Source organism: Nostoc sp., assembly GCF_036917675.1.
Classification (GTDB): domain Bacteria; phylum Cyanobacteriota; class Cyanobacteriia; order Cyanobacteriales; family Nostocaceae; genus Nostoc.
This window is the reverse complement of sequence record NZ_JBALCT010000061.1, coordinates 81,205-96,082: the sequence shown is the minus strand read 5'-3', so window position 1 is coordinate 96,082 and position 14,878 is coordinate 81,205. Positions and strand designations below refer to the sequence as shown.

Annotated in this window: 13 protein-coding genes; 6 read left to right on the top strand and 7 right to left on the bottom strand. The window is 38.0% G+C overall.

Annotated features, from left to right (window positions below; all coding sequences use genetic code 11):
- Positions 1-11: 11 nt before the first annotated feature.
- Together V7K31_RS23260 and V7K31_RS23255 are read left to right on the top strand one after the other, a co-directional pair.
- Positions 12-197 carry a hypothetical protein gene (locus V7K31_RS23260; RefSeq protein WP_335097147.1) on the top strand — a complete coding sequence of 62 codons (186 nt, stop codon included), beginning with the start codon at positions 12-14 and terminating at the stop codon, positions 195-197.
- A gap of 158 nt (positions 198-355) precedes the next feature.
- On the top strand, positions 356-1,837 hold the full coding sequence (locus V7K31_RS23255; RefSeq protein ID WP_335097146.1) for a bifunctional metallophosphatase/5'-nucleotidase: 1,482 nt from the start codon (positions 356-358) through the stop codon (positions 1,835-1,837).
- A 224-nt stretch (positions 1,838-2,061) separates the two neighbouring features.
- On the opposite strand, the gene V7K31_RS23250 is transcribed toward V7K31_RS23255, so the two are convergent.
- The 4 genes from V7K31_RS23250 to V7K31_RS23235 form a co-directional block, all read right to left on the bottom strand.
- Positions 2,062-2,280 carry a hypothetical protein gene (locus V7K31_RS23250; protein ID WP_335097145.1) on the bottom strand — a complete coding sequence of 73 codons (219 nt, stop codon included), beginning with the start codon at positions 2,278-2,280 and terminating at the stop codon, positions 2,062-2,064.
- A gap of 178 nt (positions 2,281-2,458) precedes the next feature.
- Positions 2,459-2,977 carry a lectin OAA family protein gene (locus V7K31_RS23245; protein ID WP_335097144.1) on the bottom strand — a complete coding sequence of 173 codons (519 nt, stop codon included), beginning with the start codon at positions 2,975-2,977 and terminating at the stop codon, positions 2,459-2,461.
- A 756-nt stretch (positions 2,978-3,733) separates the two neighbouring features.
- Positions 3,734-4,057 carry a CVNH domain-containing protein gene (locus V7K31_RS23240; protein ID WP_335097143.1) on the bottom strand — a complete coding sequence of 108 codons (324 nt, stop codon included), beginning with the start codon at positions 4,055-4,057 and terminating at the stop codon, positions 3,734-3,736.
- 801 nt (positions 4,058-4,858) lie between these two features.
- Positions 4,859-4,987: a hypothetical protein gene (locus tag V7K31_RS23235; protein ID WP_335097142.1), complete on the bottom strand. Its 129-nt coding sequence runs from the start codon at positions 4,985-4,987 to the stop codon at positions 4,859-4,861.
- Positions 4,988-5,385: 398 nt separating this feature from the next.
- Here V7K31_RS23235 and V7K31_RS23230 point away from each other — a divergent pair, with 398 nt between their 5' ends.
- The 3 genes from V7K31_RS23230 (at position 5,386) to V7K31_RS23220 (ending at position 9,228) form a co-directional block, all read left to right on the top strand.
- Complete coding sequence (locus V7K31_RS23230) at positions 5,386-5,652, top strand: hypothetical protein (RefSeq protein WP_335097141.1); 267 nt, start codon at positions 5,386-5,388, stop codon at positions 5,650-5,652.
- 59 nt (positions 5,653-5,711) lie between these two features.
- A complete protein-coding gene (locus V7K31_RS23225) occupies positions 5,712-8,240 on the top strand; it encodes a CHAT domain-containing protein (RefSeq protein ID WP_335097139.1) in 2,529 nt (842 codons plus the stop codon).
- A 295-nt stretch (positions 8,241-8,535) separates the two neighbouring features.
- The gene (locus V7K31_RS23220) at positions 8,536-9,228 is read left to right on the top strand and encodes a DUF928 domain-containing protein (RefSeq protein WP_335097138.1); all 693 of its coding nucleotides are present in this window, start codon (positions 8,536-8,538) and stop codon (positions 9,226-9,228) included.
- Here the strand turns inward: V7K31_RS23220 and V7K31_RS23215 are convergent.
- Together V7K31_RS23215 and surE are read right to left on the bottom strand one after the other, a co-directional pair.
- Positions 9,220-11,991: a CHASE2 domain-containing protein gene (locus V7K31_RS23215; RefSeq protein ID WP_335097137.1), complete on the bottom strand. Its 2,772-nt coding sequence runs from the start codon at positions 11,989-11,991 to the stop codon at positions 9,220-9,222. The genes V7K31_RS23220 and V7K31_RS23215 overlap by 9 nt on opposite strands.
- Before the next feature lie 196 nt (positions 11,992-12,187).
- Positions 12,188-12,868, bottom strand: coding sequence for a 5'/3'-nucleotidase SurE (surE, locus tag V7K31_RS23210; protein WP_335097135.1), 681 nt, complete (start codon positions 12,866-12,868; stop codon positions 12,188-12,190).
- A 392-nt stretch (positions 12,869-13,260) separates the two neighbouring features.
- On the opposite strand from surE, the gene psb32 reads away from it, so the two are divergent.
- Entirely contained in the window at positions 13,261-13,998 is a 738-nt protein-coding gene (gene psb32 / locus V7K31_RS23205) for a photosystem II repair protein Psb32 (protein ID WP_335097134.1), read from the top strand.
- Between the two features lie 86 nt (positions 13,999-14,084).
- Here the strand turns inward: psb32 and V7K31_RS23200 are convergent, their stop codons facing one another.
- Positions 14,085-14,468, bottom strand: a complete 384-nt coding sequence (locus V7K31_RS23200) for a DUF4346 domain-containing protein (RefSeq protein WP_335097132.1) — start codon at positions 14,466-14,468, stop codon at positions 14,085-14,087.
- Positions 14,469-14,878 lie beyond the last annotated feature (410 nt).

Below are 14,878 nucleotides of genomic sequence, written 5' to 3'. Positions count from 1 at the left end.
GAGAACGTCTTATGATTCCTCAAAACGAGAAGCAAGAACAGGCGATCGCTCAAAATTTTTCTGATTTGACCCGTTACAATGTTGCTGAAGGATTTGTCTACCGTAGCCAACCCTTTTACTCCAGGGAATTTGCCAAAATTTTTAGTAATCAATATCGGGCGCTCAATCTATTTAGCATTGTGACAGAAATGCTGTAAGTTTTTGCCATCTATACTAATAAATTTGAAAGTTATTTACTCATGAAATGACCCTATCTTTTTAGAGCAATATCTGACAGGTTAAATCTGCGGTACGCTTGCTATTTTTAAATTAAAAGAATATTATATTAATTTAATTAGTTTTACAAAGGCAAAAGATGATGATGAATACAGAACGGTTTAAAAAGTTCACGATTTTGCATTCCAATGATATGCATGGAGACTTTCTGGCAGAGGCTGGGGGTGAGGAAGGTCATCTGATTGGTGGAGTCTCGCTGCTTTCTGGCTATATTAATAAGGTCCGCCAAGAAGAGAAAAACGTGCTTTTTGTGATTTCTGGTGATATGCTTCAGGGTTCTCTAATTGATAAGGAATATAAAGGTCTTTCAACTATAGAAATTATGAATTACCTCGCTCCAGATGTAGTCACTCTGGGGAATCACGAATTAGATTATGGATTGCCTCATTTACTGTTCTTAGAAAAGATGGCAAATTTCCCAATTGTGAATGCCAATTTGTATATCAAAAAGTATAACAAACGCTTGATGACTCCTTATCTGATCCTGAATGTCGATGGATTCGATATTATGTTCATCGGAATTGTAACGGAAGAAGTTCTCAAGTCATTAAAACGTGACAGCAGTATTGGTACATTTATAAGTCTTGAAGATGCTGCTTCCGAAGTTGGCAAAATTTGCAATGCCTATAAAAACGAGGATATTGACTTAACAATTTTGCTCACTCACATCGGTTTTGAAGAGGATAAAAAACTAGCGGCATTGCTAAACCCGGAATGGGGTGTAGATATGATTATTGGCGGACACTCTCATACATTTTTAGAGCAACCTGCCCAAGTTAACAATATTCTGATTGCACAAGCTGGAATTGGCACAGACCAAATTGGACGTTTTGATATTGTAGTAGATGACGATACTAACAGCATTGTAGAATGGCAGTGGCAACTTTTGCCTGTAGACAATAATCTGGCTGAACCAGATCCAGAAATTGAAAAGTTGATTACGATTTTTCAAGAAGAAGTTGATCGCAAATATAATCGACTAATTGGACGATTAGCACGTAAACTCACCCATCCTAAGCGTGAACAAGAAACTGAATTGGGTAATTTAATCGTTGATATTGTTGACCAACTAGATATGTTGGATGTAACTTTGATAGGAAGTGGTTCAATTCGCCGAACAAAATTAGGACCCCTAGTAACACTCAGCGATATTAAAGAAGTTTTTCCTTACGACGATGTACTTTATAAACTTAAAGTTACAGGCGTACAGCTTACTAAGATATTTGCACATATTATGAGACTAGAAAACAGAATACCCGGTGAAAGTTGTTGTTTTCAGGTCAGCAAAGGTATTCAGGCAATTTACAGTGATTCCCAAAATGAGCTTGAATCTTTGAGCATTGATGGACAACCCGTACAAGCCGACGCTCAATACACTATCTGTGTAGAGGAATATCATTACAAAAATTCACTACATAGTCTAGGCATAACAATTGAAGAATTGACAAAATTAGACAACGCAAAGGTAGTTTCAACATCCTGCCAGAATGTTCTTGAAGAGTACTTTAGCCATCATCAAAATCTTAATAGCCAAATCGAAGGAAGATTGATCTACAAGTAGAGAAGTTTTAAACTCAAGACGCAGCAGATTATACCTATATAACCACAACTTTTATTGCGTGGGCAGCTTCTTCTAAATTCTCATTATCCGTAACCTGTTAATGCGATTACTTCTCATTTGTGACTCAAAATTGTTATATTTATGGAGAATTTTTCGCCATTTAAGCTATCTAATATTAAACAGTTGGTTCCTGATATTTGACTCCTCGTTTTTCGTGACGGTTATCAGCAACAATATGATAAACAATGCTGCGTAACCGATTGATTGATTGCACCGACCGGACGATGCACTGCTAAACCATTCGCAGGAGAAAAACTGAGATTTTCCCCAAAGTCACTTTCTTTAGGAGAATTAACCTGCTGATGCTTAACTGTCATACGACCAACTGTAAAGAAAGGTGATTCTTTTTCATTCCAAACAATAGTGGTATCATCAATCGACATCTCTGGGCTAGTTTGAAATTGGATTTGAAAGTCCCAATAATATTCGCGATCTGCTTTTCAAGTTCATTTGTTTTGGCTTTAGCGATCAAAAGCGATCGCTAAAGCTAGCTCGAAGACGTAGGCTGCAACTCTTCTTATTTAGTCAATTTTCCAAACCTTTCAGTCTGTTGATTCGATCTTATGGGAAAGTAGGTAGATCTTTTGGGTCTATTACACCATTAGTATCATCATCAGTTGTTGTCGTCAGATCCTCTCCTACGTCCTCAAATCCTCTGGTTTTGATCTTAGCAACGCCAGAAGCCCTAACGCCTTTGAAACCAATTGATCCCTCACCTTTGTAAGTTATGGTTCCATTTAGAGTTTCTCCGCCATCGTCAGACTTGACATCAATAGCGACGACGTTCTGGCCAGAGCGACCACCTAGTACCCATGTACCCCCATCATGCCAAGGAGCGGCATCTCCTCCCCATTGGTTTTCGACCGTGTAATCATTACTCCCAGAGCGCTTCGCCCGAAAGCCAATCGGTCCCTCACCAGAGTAAGTTATGGTTCCATTAAGGGTTTCTCCGCCATCGTTAGACTTGATATTAATAGCGACAACGTTCTGGTTATCACGACTACCGATTCCCCACTTTCCGCCTTCGTTCCACGGAGCAGATGAGCCACCCCACTGATTTTCTACTTGATATAGTGCCATATCTTTCTCCAATATCTAACTATTTTTCATTAGACTGAAAACTTTTCTGTGAAGCCTTACTAACCTTTGATTTGAACTGGAAAATACCATTGACCGAAATCAGATGACAATCTGTTTTTCAAGTCCATCTTTTCTGGATGAACTTGTGTAACAATGTCTTGCTTGCTCGCTCGCTAAATGAGTAGATGGACAAAAATATTTACAGTCATTGCGAGCGAAGTGAAGCAATCCCAGCGCTTGCGATTGCTTCATTTCACTGCCCTACGGGAACGCCTGCCGTAGGATGCCCGAAGGGCTGTAGGGCGAACGCGACCTTTGCAATGACAGTGTGTAATTAATTCTGTCCGACTACTTATCACCTGTATATTTTAATTCTCCATCAATATTTTCAAGTCCATTTAAGAGGATGTTTGAAAAGTCCTTAATGATGTATCAAATAGTTTTAGATCCCTCTAAATCCCCCTTGAAAAGAGGGACTTTGATTCTAATTCCCCCCTTAAAAAGGGGGGCTAGGGGGGATCAACAAGTGTCTAAAATCACAGCTAACCACTTTTCAAACAACCTCTAAGACGATTGAGGTTTTGTCTGGTCATTTATCACGCTTTTTGCAAGTTGCTGAGAGTTCATTTCCGTTAATAGAAATTTCGGTGCAAGTTTTTTGTACAATTATATCCACTGCCGTGCATAGGCTGAGGAATCCTTGTGCATAATGTTGCAAAGTAGAGGAAAAAATGCACTCTCTACTTCTTTAAAACTCTAACCGTCGTATCTTAATGTACCTTCGTTGTTTGTAATTTTTTCATCTAAATTCAAAGAAGCATCCACCCAAGAAGAAGCATTAGCTTTCTGGCATTCGGCGCGCAATATGGTGTCACCTGAACCCGACTCTACCTTAATATTTCGACTGGTTGCTTTGAAATTTCCACCTTTTGTCCATGTTAAAGTTCCATCTATATTTGCTATGCAGTCATTTAGATCAATACTAGTCTGCACGTCCTTTTGAGCAGTAGTTTTAGAGACAGCTTTCAAAACACTACCTTCTAAAGTGATATTTGAAGATGTAAGCGTGAATTTACCCATTGTTTTAAATCCTCTAAATTGTGTCTGTATAAATACCCTATCACTTATTAAAATCTCAAGTTCAAACACCGAATAATCTTTAACAAAAATACAATGAACTTTGAAAAATGAAACAACTATATTATTAATATGATTAATTGATAAACAAAAAATTATCTGTATTTTAAAATATCAAATAACTATGTTATTAATAATATTAATTGACTAAAAACAAATTATATGCATGGAAAAGTATAAGAATATAATTCTCTTACATTTTGCACCAAGCCGGAACGACTGGAAGTCGTCCGCCACTTGCTACCCCACGGGAACGCTAATACGAATTCGTAATACTCGCTTTTGGCAAGAAGCAAGCTATGTAATGGGCTACGCCCCGCTACGCTAACGTAATTAAAAAAGTTAGATTTCGTCTAGGTTTAGAGCTGATTTGTAAAGAAAATTTTAAGGGTACTCACTCATTGCTATGTCTGAGTTTCAGCAAATAAGTGCTGTATTGACTTAAATTCCTGAAACCTTTATTAGACAGGTACTTTACTTGAGTTTACAAATTAACTCTTAGGGCTTTAAATCTGTTGCCTGATTTTAGAGAATTAGTATAAAAGCGAACAAGTCGGGCAAGTCGGGAAACTGCAAAGGCGCGGTAGCTTGGCTAAACAAACGAAGTCCGTGCAGGCGGACTACGAAAAATTTAGAAAAGCTGGCCCTGTTACGCCTCTACCGCCAATCCGCAGTACTGGCTGAGTTGGGATACAAAGATTTAGTTGCTTCAGCCCCCATTTGTCAAGTTGAGGACGAATTGTCTTAGCGATCGCCAGCATAGTAGGCTATAGTCACTTTTGCTGCTTCTGGTAGTGCTGGTGGTATTGTGGAATAAGCCAAACTAGGACTTAATCTGAAAATAGTCACAACCATGACTGTGATACCAGCCAATATTAACTATAAAGCTTTTGTAAATAAGCTTTGTATTTTCATCGTGGAAATTCCTCTTTTAAATTTAATGCAGCATGAATCTAGAAAAGTTTTAAAATTTTAAAATTTTATATTAATAACAGGAATAATTAACTTTGATAATCAATGGAGATACTGTACATAAATTGCATTTTTAAATTTGAGTTTAAAACAATATTTGACAATAGTAAAATTACTTTCTACTAAATCAAAAATTTTATTATTAATATTATTAATTGATTTATAAAAAATTCTATACATGAAAGAAAATAGAAGTTTTATACATATATTAATATTATTAATTGACTAAGAATAAAATTTAGGCATCTAAAAAGTGTAATAATTAAAGATTGAGATAAAAAACCAAGTATGGACTTTTCATGAAATCTAGTTTTTGGATGGTAGTAACATCATCTTTGCTAAAGTTCAATGACATTGTGAGCGCTCCAGTCCGTAAGCTTGAGGCGATGTGTACTGAAGTTTTTATCAGTCCTTTGGGCAAGGCAGTCTTGATGAAACAAGTTGATGGGGGGATGGAGAGCAGAAGGGGAAAGAAGCTAATTTCTGTTGCAGTCTTTTTCCAATCCGCGCCTTTGTCTTTATTCGTAAATATTAGCCAGCTATATTTAGTAGTAGACTTGATATGATTAATCAACGCTAAAATTACGAACTAGCAATTATAAATCGCAAATTATTATGACCATTTATGCATATTCATCGTCACCTAATTTTAGCCCTACTAATCTTTTTTTTAATAATAACTGTTTTACCAGCCACTGCCAAGTATTCTATTTCCCCAAGTCAATCTTCAGTTACCCTACTTGAACAAGGAAAACAACTTTATGATACCGGAAAGTTGGTAGAAGCTGCACAAATTTGGGAACAAGCAGCCCAGATATTTCAGCAAAGCAAACAGCAGCACTATCAAGTATTAAGTTACAACTATTTAGCGATTGTTTATCAAGATTTAGGCAAGTGGGAAGTAGCGCGATCGCTAATCACCCAAGCAGAGAATATCCTAAAAACAGTGGATGATTCCTTCCTTTACGCCCAAGTCCTCAACACCCAAGGAAGTTTACAATTTAACACTGGACAACCGGAATTAGCCTTAGAAACTTGGCAGCAAGCAGAGAAAATCTATCGTTCCCTCAAGGATGTAACAGGGATTGTGCTATCGCAGATTAACCAAGCCCAAGCATTGCAAACGTTGGGAGAGTATCGTCGCGCCCAAAGGCAACTAGAACAAATCAATCAAGACCTTGCTGCTTTACCTGATAATCTCCTAAAAGCCAGGGGATTGCGAAGTTTGGGGGTAACTCTGCAAGTCGTGGGAGATTTAGAGCGATCGCAACAAGTATTATCGCAAAGTTTAGCGATCGCAAAGCAAGTAAATTCTACCGCAGATATCGCTGAAACCTTATTGAGATTAGGGAATACCGCAAGAGCTAGAGATGATTTTAAAGCCGCCTTAGAATTTTATCAACAAGCAAGTAGTGGTGACGAGCGTACTCAACTAGAAGCATTCCTCAACCAACTCAGCCTTTTAATTAAAACTGAGCAAAATCAAGCTGCACTAGCATTATTACCCAAAATTCAACCGCATCTTGCTAACCTGACTGCGAGTCGTTGGGGAATTTACGCGCAAGTTAATTTAGCAGCAAGTTGGATGCAACTGTCATCATCAAACACAAAAGACATTGCTCAAATTTTGGCAAAAGCAGTCAAACAGGCCAAAGAATTAACAGATACAAGAGCGCAAAGTTATGCTTTAGGAGAATTAGGACATCTCTACGAACAAACTCAGCAATTCTCAGAAGCCTTAACTCTTACCCAAACAGCACTATCTTTGGCACAAGGAGTGCAAGCAGATGATATTGCCGTCAATTGGTTGTGGCAGCAAGGACGAATTGAGAAAGCTAAAGGCAACATTGAGACAGCAATTACTGCTTATGAACAAGCTGTTGATTCCTTAACATCTCTGCGTCAAGATTTAATCCAAACGAGTCCAGACGTACAGTTTTCTTTCCGCGACGAAGTTGAACCAGTATATCGGCAGTTAGTACAATTACTTTTACAAAATATAGACAGCCTACCGCAGCTCGTTAAGCAACAACACTTAGAGAAATCTCGCCAGACAATTGAAGCATTGCAATTAGCAGAGTTAGAAAACTTCTTCCGCGAAGCCTGCTTAACTTATAAACCGCAACCAATAGATAAAATCGATCCAAAAGCCGCAGTGATTTATCCAATTTTGCTAGAACGTCGCTTGGAAGTAATTGTTTCTCTTCCTGGACAACCTTTGCAACATTATGGAACAAATCTTTCTTCACAAGAAGAATCAGAGGTTTTTGAGCGACTGCGCCAGTCTTTAAACCCTGCTTTCTTGCCTGACGAAGTACTACCTCCTGCCCAAAAATTATATGATTGGTTATTGCGTCCTGTTGAAAAAGAAATAGAACTTCAAGAAATTAAAACTTTAGTGTTTGTCTTGGATGGTTTTTTACGCAGTGTACCGATGGCAGTTCTGCACGATCGCCAACAGTTCATCATCCAAAAGTATAGTATAGCACTGACTCCTAGTTTACAACTATTACCGTCTGGGGATCTTCCTGCCCAACAATTTCAAGCCTTGACTGCGGGTTTAACAGCAGCACGTCAAGGCTTTGCTGAGTTACCTGGTGTCAAACAAGAAATTAAACAAATTACAAACTATGTCCATACAAAAATACTACTAAATGAAAATTTTACTCGCTTCAACGTTCAAAAGCAAATAGAAGAAGCTCCATTTTCCATAGTTCATCTTGCCACTCACGGAGAATTCAGCTCTAAAGCTGAAGAAACATTTCTTTTAACTTGGGAAGACCGAATTAATGTTAAAGATTTAGATAGATGGTTAAAAGGTGCATCTTCAAAACTGAGCAATAATGCTCCACGCCTGCCAATTGAATTATTAGTTCTTAGCGCTTGTCAAACTGCCAAAGGCGACAAACGCGCCGCTTTAGGATTGGCAGGAATTGCCGTCCGTTCTGGTGCTAGGAGTACCTTAGCAACCCTCTGGTCAGTACAAGACAAATCAACTGCTGACTTGATAGCAGAATTTTACCGTCTGCTCACCCAAAAGCTCGTCAGCAAAGCCGAAGCACTGCGTCAAGCGCAACTATTTCTATTAAATTCTCATCAGTACAAACATCCTTATTATTGGTCTCCATTTGTATTGGTAGGGAATTGGCGTTAACTTACGAATCAATTAAAAATTAAAAAACTCCTACTTTATGACAACTGACAAGTGGCCTTTCAGGTGACACTCGCAGGCTCGCTCTAAACGTTCGCGCAGCGTCTCGAAGAGAAACTATGCCGCAGGCTTTACGCCGCGCTAACGTCAGTTGCTCATGGGGAGCCATTGCGGTGGACAGCTTCCCCGGTATAAAGCAAGTGGCGTGGAAACCACAGCAGTCGCTACAACGGGGGGAACCCCCGCAACGCGCTGCCCCCCCCAAGACCGCACTGACTCACAACTGACATTTTAGAAAATGATAGTAAATAATTTTTCATATCAATTTAAATTCTTGATTGTTGGCTTATCCCTACAACTGTTAATGTTTGCCTTACCTAGTTTGGCACAATCAGAATCAGTTGCATCAAAAGTAAATCTATTAAAGCAATTTGTTTTTGAAGAAAATTTTGAACCACCTGGAGAGCCAGAACCAAAAAGTGAAACTGTTGGTGCAGGTTCTCGTGATGGACTTAGGTGTTCTGAAAATGAACAGCCCATTAAACCTTTGATGCCAAAGCGTAACTTTGGGTTAACCTTCCAAGACCATCCTCCCGTATTCATTTCTTTACCTAAAACTTCAGCCCAGAAAGTTGTGCTGACCTTTAGAGATGAGATGGGTAACTATTATGAAAGAACTTTTTTACCTATTACTACTAGTGGAGGAATTGTTAGCTTCACTCAACCCAAAGAAAAAACGCCACTAACTGTAGGTAAAAACTACGAATGGTCTTTGGTAGTTGTCTGTGGAAAAACTGTGCAACCAGATGACCCAACATTTAAGGGTTGGGTACAACGAGTTGCAAAAACAACCAAAGTAGATAAAGAATTGAGCCAGTTAACTACCGTCGGTCAAGCGAATTGGTACGCACAAAAAGGATTCTGGTATGAAATGCTCATGACTATAGAAAAAGCTAATAAAGCTGAACCCAAAAACACCCAATTAAAATAGTTCGTAATTATTTTGTTGTAGTATTTTGTCAATCAACCGCTGATTTTCTCTGCCTTCTGCTTGCTTGAAATATTCAATCGCAATTTTTCCAGCAGCAGGTTGCTCTTTTGCAACTGCAAGTAGTAACTTGAGAGTTTGCCGGAGTTGGATTTTCTCAAGTTGCTTAGTTGCAAACATAAGTAGGATGATAGGAGCAAATATTAACCCCAATAAAGAGGGAAAAATGGGAATCCACCAACCTTGTAAAAATGCCAGATAACCAAACACAATTAATCCTAGTCCGGTGATAGTAACGACAAACATTAATTGTCCAGGTGATTTTAATCGCCAACCAATTAATGTTCCTATCCCAGACCAAAGCAAAATCCATAAGCTTTCCCATATTTCAGACCAAGTCCGCAGCATTTCTCTTCCTTCCATTGCTGCGGTTAATATTTGGCTGATAGTATTAGCATGAATAAATACTCCTGCCATTTGTTTTGCTGACCCAAATAACCGATTGTTATAAGGTGTTTGAAAAAAGTCATTAATACTTTCAGATGTTGTACCAATTAAAACAATATGATTTTGGATTTTTTCTTTTGGTATCCGTTCTTGCAACAAATCTGTGATGGAGAAGCTTTGAAAATGTTGTTCTGTACCTTGATAATTAAGTAAAATTTGATAACCTCCCGTGTCGGTTCGGACATAGCCTCCGTCAAAAGGTTGCAAGGGTATTAATAAGGCTTTGCCAAGCTGGATATTATGGCGATTTTGAGGATGAGGATGGGGAGTGATGCCAACAGTTTTTAAGTATTGTAATGCTAATTTTAAAGCAAAACTTTGGCGTAATTGATTTTTCGGGTATGGCTGCGTCAACGTCTGTGAAGAACGCACTGTCAACAAAGCACGACGTACCTTACCATCTCCATCCAATACTTGATCGCTAAAACCTACCTGATCTAATTGAGCTAATACTCTTGGCGGTGCAACCTTAGTACCTACAACTTTATCAACTCCAATAAGATTAGGAGTATTCTTAAACAATTCTACTAATTCTTGATACCCTGGTTCTACTGGCAAATCTCGATATAAATCCAACCCAATTAATTTAGGTTGATAACTTTTCAATTTTTTGAGCATTTTCACCAAAATACTATCAGGTATAGGATATTGTCCTATTTGTTGTAAATCTCGTTCATCAATTGTAATTACAACAATACGAGAATCAATTCCTGCTTGCAGTTTTTGTTGTAAAAAGCTATCAAACATATTCCATTCCATTCCCTGCAATAAACCAATGAAGCGTAGCAGGAGAATAAAAATAGTAATACCAATTGCAAAGCTAACAGTAGACGATTTACCAAAGCGTGCTACAGCATCTAATTTAGCAGCTTTTCGGGCTTGGGCCAAAATCCGATTCGCTTCCTTCGCAGCTGCCAGAGCAAATTGTGCTTTTTCTAATTCAATTTTTTCAGCGTTTAAAGTTTTTTCAATTTCTTGTTTATCTAATTCCTGACTAGTAGCAATAAATCGGTAATCTATATTAGAAAGTTTTTTATTTTCTGACCAAACTAGTGCTTCTTTTAATTTCATTCCCTTTAATAATTGAGATTTATCTTGCTGATTGCTAGCAACCCATTTTTTTAATCTTTGAGAATATGGACGTAAGTTATCTAATTCTTTAGCGACCCAATTTAAATTAAAAATAGTTTGATAAATTTTATTCTTAACTTGAATCTTACCTTGACTTTTAATAACTAAACCTGATAAAAATAATTCATTTTCTTCTCTAATATTATCAATTATAACTTCTTCTCCTATTAAAATTTGCTGATATATTCCTAACAATCTTCCTGCCGTTTGCTCGTTATTTAGAAGTCGCAAACTTATAGTCCTTAAGTGTTCTGGTTCATCTTGAAATTCCCAATTATTTATGATGCGTGACTTCACCAAATTAGTAATAAATAATTTCTGATCGTTAATCAATAATTTTTCTCTATCTTTCCATTTTTCATTTGCTATAATTTGACACAGCTTTTGAGTTAGGAATGGTTGTCCATCAGTCCAAGCTAGTATCTCTTTTAAAATAATTTGGGGATTTACTACTTTGCCTTCTAATCCTTTTGTTAAAGTGATAGTCTCTTGTAATTTAAAACCCTGAAGTTCTATTGATTTACCAATATTAAACGGTGTACGTCTTTTATCTTGAATCAAATCTGATGGAGTTGCTACTCCGAAAATAGCAAAGGTAATACGTTTATATTCAGGGTTGATTGCTCTTTGATTATAGTAAAACCGAATCAGTGCAAAAAAATCATCAACTGGAAAATCTAAACTCAGAATACTATCAATTTCATCAACAAAAATAAATAATTTTTTTTGAGGAAAATGAATGTGTAATAATTCCTCGATAAACCATCTTAATTTTTCCAATAAAGATATGTCTTCTTGCTCACGCCACCATTTTTTTAAGTTGATTTGATGAAATAAATTAAAACCTAACAATAAATCACCAACTACACTCTTATACCACTGAAGTGGGGTAATATGTGAAGTACCAATAATCGACATATCAATAGTACTGCACTTAAATCCTTCTTGTTCTAAACGATATTTTGTACTTGCAAGTAAAGATGATTTCCCCATTTGTCTAGAGTTGAGTATATAGCAAAACTCTCCCTGCTTGAGAGCCTCATAAAGTAGGAAATCTGCTTGTCTTTGCACATAACTAGGTGCATTAACTGTCAAACTGCCACCGACTTGGTATTTATAATCATTCATAGGTTTATCCAATTGGTTGTCAAATTACTGTAAACACTAGCTGCGGCAATCAAGTAATTAGACTGTTGCCAACTATGGCCAATCTGTTGACACTCCGCAGGTAAATAATTGAAGGACTTCACATAGTTGGTTTTTTTTATGCCCACCTACTTAGCTAAAAACTGGTAACAGTTAACTAGTAACTGTTAACTGAATGTTAAACTCTTAACTGAGTTACCGCGATATTGCCGGAAAAACATACATCCACATCACTACCAGGAGTGCGATCGCGTTTGGCATATTCCCCTACATAATAAAAATCATCGCCTTCAATTCGATAGTTCACGGGCAAAGGTTTAGTACAGGCTTGGCAAAACACCATCTCAGGATCTGGTTCTCCTGGTTGCAGATGCGGCAGATTCACATTCCAGAAGCTTCCCGGTTCTAGGGGACGCTTGAGTAAGTCCACTAAAACTTCAGCTGTGAATTTGGCGGCCAGATCCCAATCAAAATTCTGCTTGGCTTTGCGATACTGGGAAATGGCAACTCCAGGAATACCGTGCATTGCAGCTTCCCGCACAGCAGCCACTGTGCCAGAAATGTAGGCATCGACTCCCAAGTTACCCCCAGCGTTGATACCTGAAAGTACAAATTTGATATCTGCGGCAATTTGTGCTATTGCAATTCTCACACAATCGGCGGGAGTACCTGCGATCGCATACTCATTCTCAGAACGTCGCTGGAGGTTGATGGCACGAGTGGTAGTAACTTGATGTCCACAGCCAGACTGAGGATCAACAGGAGCAGCGATAATAACATTTTTGCCGTTTACAGCTTTGAGCAGAGCTTGGATACCGGGGGCATCAATGCCGTCGTCGTTAGTTAAAATTATGGTCATGTATATATTATATTGATATAGATTTACAGCGATTTTCAGGTAAATAGACCACGCACTAAGGGCACAGCATTTCTGTGCCCCGATGACAGATGTGGTTCAAATACTTGAATTCTGCTGTAAGTAAAATATCAGAAAAATGCAGATATCACCCATGAATGAATACAATAGGAAAAGCTACTTGCAGATATGAAAAAATATCGCTCATAGGATATAGTTTCTAGAGGGTTTGCAAATTCCGCCCTCAGAACAAGTTTGTGCAGTCAAAAAATCCTGTAAAATATATATTCTGCTGACAGGAGCAAAAATTTCATACTGGGGAAAACCGGGAACGAGGTGATTTTTGCAGTGATTCTGTAGTATTTTTGGTGCAAGTCTGTCTTAGGGTTCACACGATGAAACAGCTCCTCAAACAAGTATTTAGCAGTCAGAAACACCTCATCCGGCTAATTTTGCCTTTAGTGACGGTTATTTTAGCAGCTTCGCTGTTTGCCGCACCGGCTTGTGCCACAGGTGTGTATCAAATACCTAAGCTCACGGCAGGGAATAACACCTGGGTTTTAGATCAAAGTGAAGTTATCAGCCGTCTGAATGAAGGCAAGATTAGCAGCGCTTTCAAGGATTTGGCAAGCCAAACAGATAAGGAAGTTAGAATTGTGACTGTTCGCCGTCTCGACTACGGGGAAACACCGGAAAGCTTCACCAAAGAACTGTTTAAAAAATGGTTTCCGACAAAGGAAGCCCAAGCTAATCAAACTTTATTGGTTATTGATACAGTTACCAATGGTACTGCCATTGTGACTGGAGATCAAGTCAAGTCTTTACTGACTGACTCTATTGCTGAGAGTGTAGCTACTGAAACAGTAAGTGTACCGTTACGCAATGGTAACAAATACAATCAGGCATTTCTAGATGCAAGCGATCGCCTTGTCGCCGTTCTCTCTGGCAAAGCCGATCCAGGACCACCCCAAATCACTGATAATGTAAAGGTAGAAGGCACCTTCAAGAAAGCAGAAGAAACCGACCAAGGTAACGCTACTGCTTGGGTAGTAGGATTGTTAATTGCCGCCACCGTTATCCCAATGGCGACTTACTATATCTATCAGATAAATCAGCCATCATCTAATGGGTGATGGGAGAGACGCGATTAATCGCGTCTGTACAGGAGTTAGGAGTTATGAATTTTAAACTCTTAACTTTTAACTCCTTACTTTTAACTTTAATCTTGAACATACTCTTGCTCTGTGACTAAAGCCACCTCAGCCCGAACAAATTCTCGACCCAAATAAGCTGCATGATCTAATTGAGTTAGAGGAGGGGGCTGAGTTTCTTCAAAAATCTTCACGCAAAGTTCTTTCGCCGTCCTTGCGCTAAAAACTGTTGTATGAGTTCGTTCTACCTTTTTTCGCGCCGGAATTACCTTTCCTGTTTCTGGATCGACAGCTAAACCGCGATCGTCAATCACATTTGTAAAATGCTTGGCATAAATTAACCCTGCGTCCCGATCCAAGTAAATAATGAAATATCCACCAGGATCAAGGTCAATATGACGCTGGGAAAGTTTATCATCAATTGCCGCTAAATTTTCAACCATCAAATCCATAAGCATTCTAAAAAAGAAATTTTTTTATTCAGGGTTTTTACACTCTATATCAAGTGTAATTCCTATCTTACTTAGCATTCTTTATATCTTTAAGATATTTGTGATCCTTTTACTTAAAAGTTAATTATAGACTTTGCTATAAATTATAGATTTATTTACAAATAGTCCAAAAAAATGTTAGTGCATGAATTTACTGAAGCCATAGTTATAAAAAAACAGTATTCTTGATATCTTTCAGATATTTTTGATTCCTTTTACTTAAAAGTAAATCAGAGGATTTGCTATAAATTATACTTTTATCCTCAAATGAACCGCAATAACTGTACTACGTAAAATTCCTGAATACATAGTTATAAAAAAACTATATACTCGCCTTTGAATGAAATTTAAAAGCCCTGCTAAAAGCTTAC

Bases quoted from the DNA above. Each gene is read 5' to 3' on its own strand.
- V7K31_RS23260 (WP_335097147.1), top strand. From the start codon at position 12: ATGATTCCTCAAAACGAGAAGCAAGAACAGGCGATCGCTCAAAATTTT.
- V7K31_RS23255 (WP_335097146.1), top strand. From the start codon at position 356: ATGATGATGAATACAGAACGGTTTAAAAAGTTCACGATTTTGCATTCC.
- V7K31_RS23250 (WP_335097145.1), bottom strand. From the start codon at position 2,280: ATGTCGATTGATGATACCACTATTGTTTGGAATGAAAAAGAATCACCT.
- V7K31_RS23245 (WP_335097144.1), bottom strand. From the start codon at position 2,977: ATGGCACTATATCAAGTAGAAAATCAGTGGGGTGGCTCATCTGCTCCG.
- V7K31_RS23240 (WP_335097143.1), bottom strand. From the start codon at position 4,057: ATGGGTAAATTCACGCTTACATCTTCAAATATCACTTTAGAAGGTAGT.
- V7K31_RS23230 (WP_335097141.1), top strand. From the start codon at position 5,386: ATGAAATCTAGTTTTTGGATGGTAGTAACATCATCTTTGCTAAAGTTC.
- V7K31_RS23225 (WP_335097139.1), top strand. From the start codon at position 5,712: ATGCATATTCATCGTCACCTAATTTTAGCCCTACTAATCTTTTTTTTA.
- V7K31_RS23220 (WP_335097138.1), top strand. From the start codon at position 8,536: ATGATAGTAAATAATTTTTCATATCAATTTAAATTCTTGATTGTTGGC.
- V7K31_RS23215 (WP_335097137.1), bottom strand. From the start codon at position 11,991: ATGAATGATTATAAATACCAAGTCGGTGGCAGTTTGACAGTTAATGCA.
- surE (WP_335097135.1), bottom strand. From the start codon at position 12,868: ATGACCATAATTTTAACTAACGACGACGGCATTGATGCCCCCGGTATC.
- psb32 (WP_335097134.1), top strand. From the start codon at position 13,261: ATGAAACAGCTCCTCAAACAAGTATTTAGCAGTCAGAAACACCTCATC.
- V7K31_RS23200 (WP_335097132.1), bottom strand. From the start codon at position 14,468: ATGGATTTGATGGTTGAAAATTTAGCGGCAATTGATGATAAACTTTCC.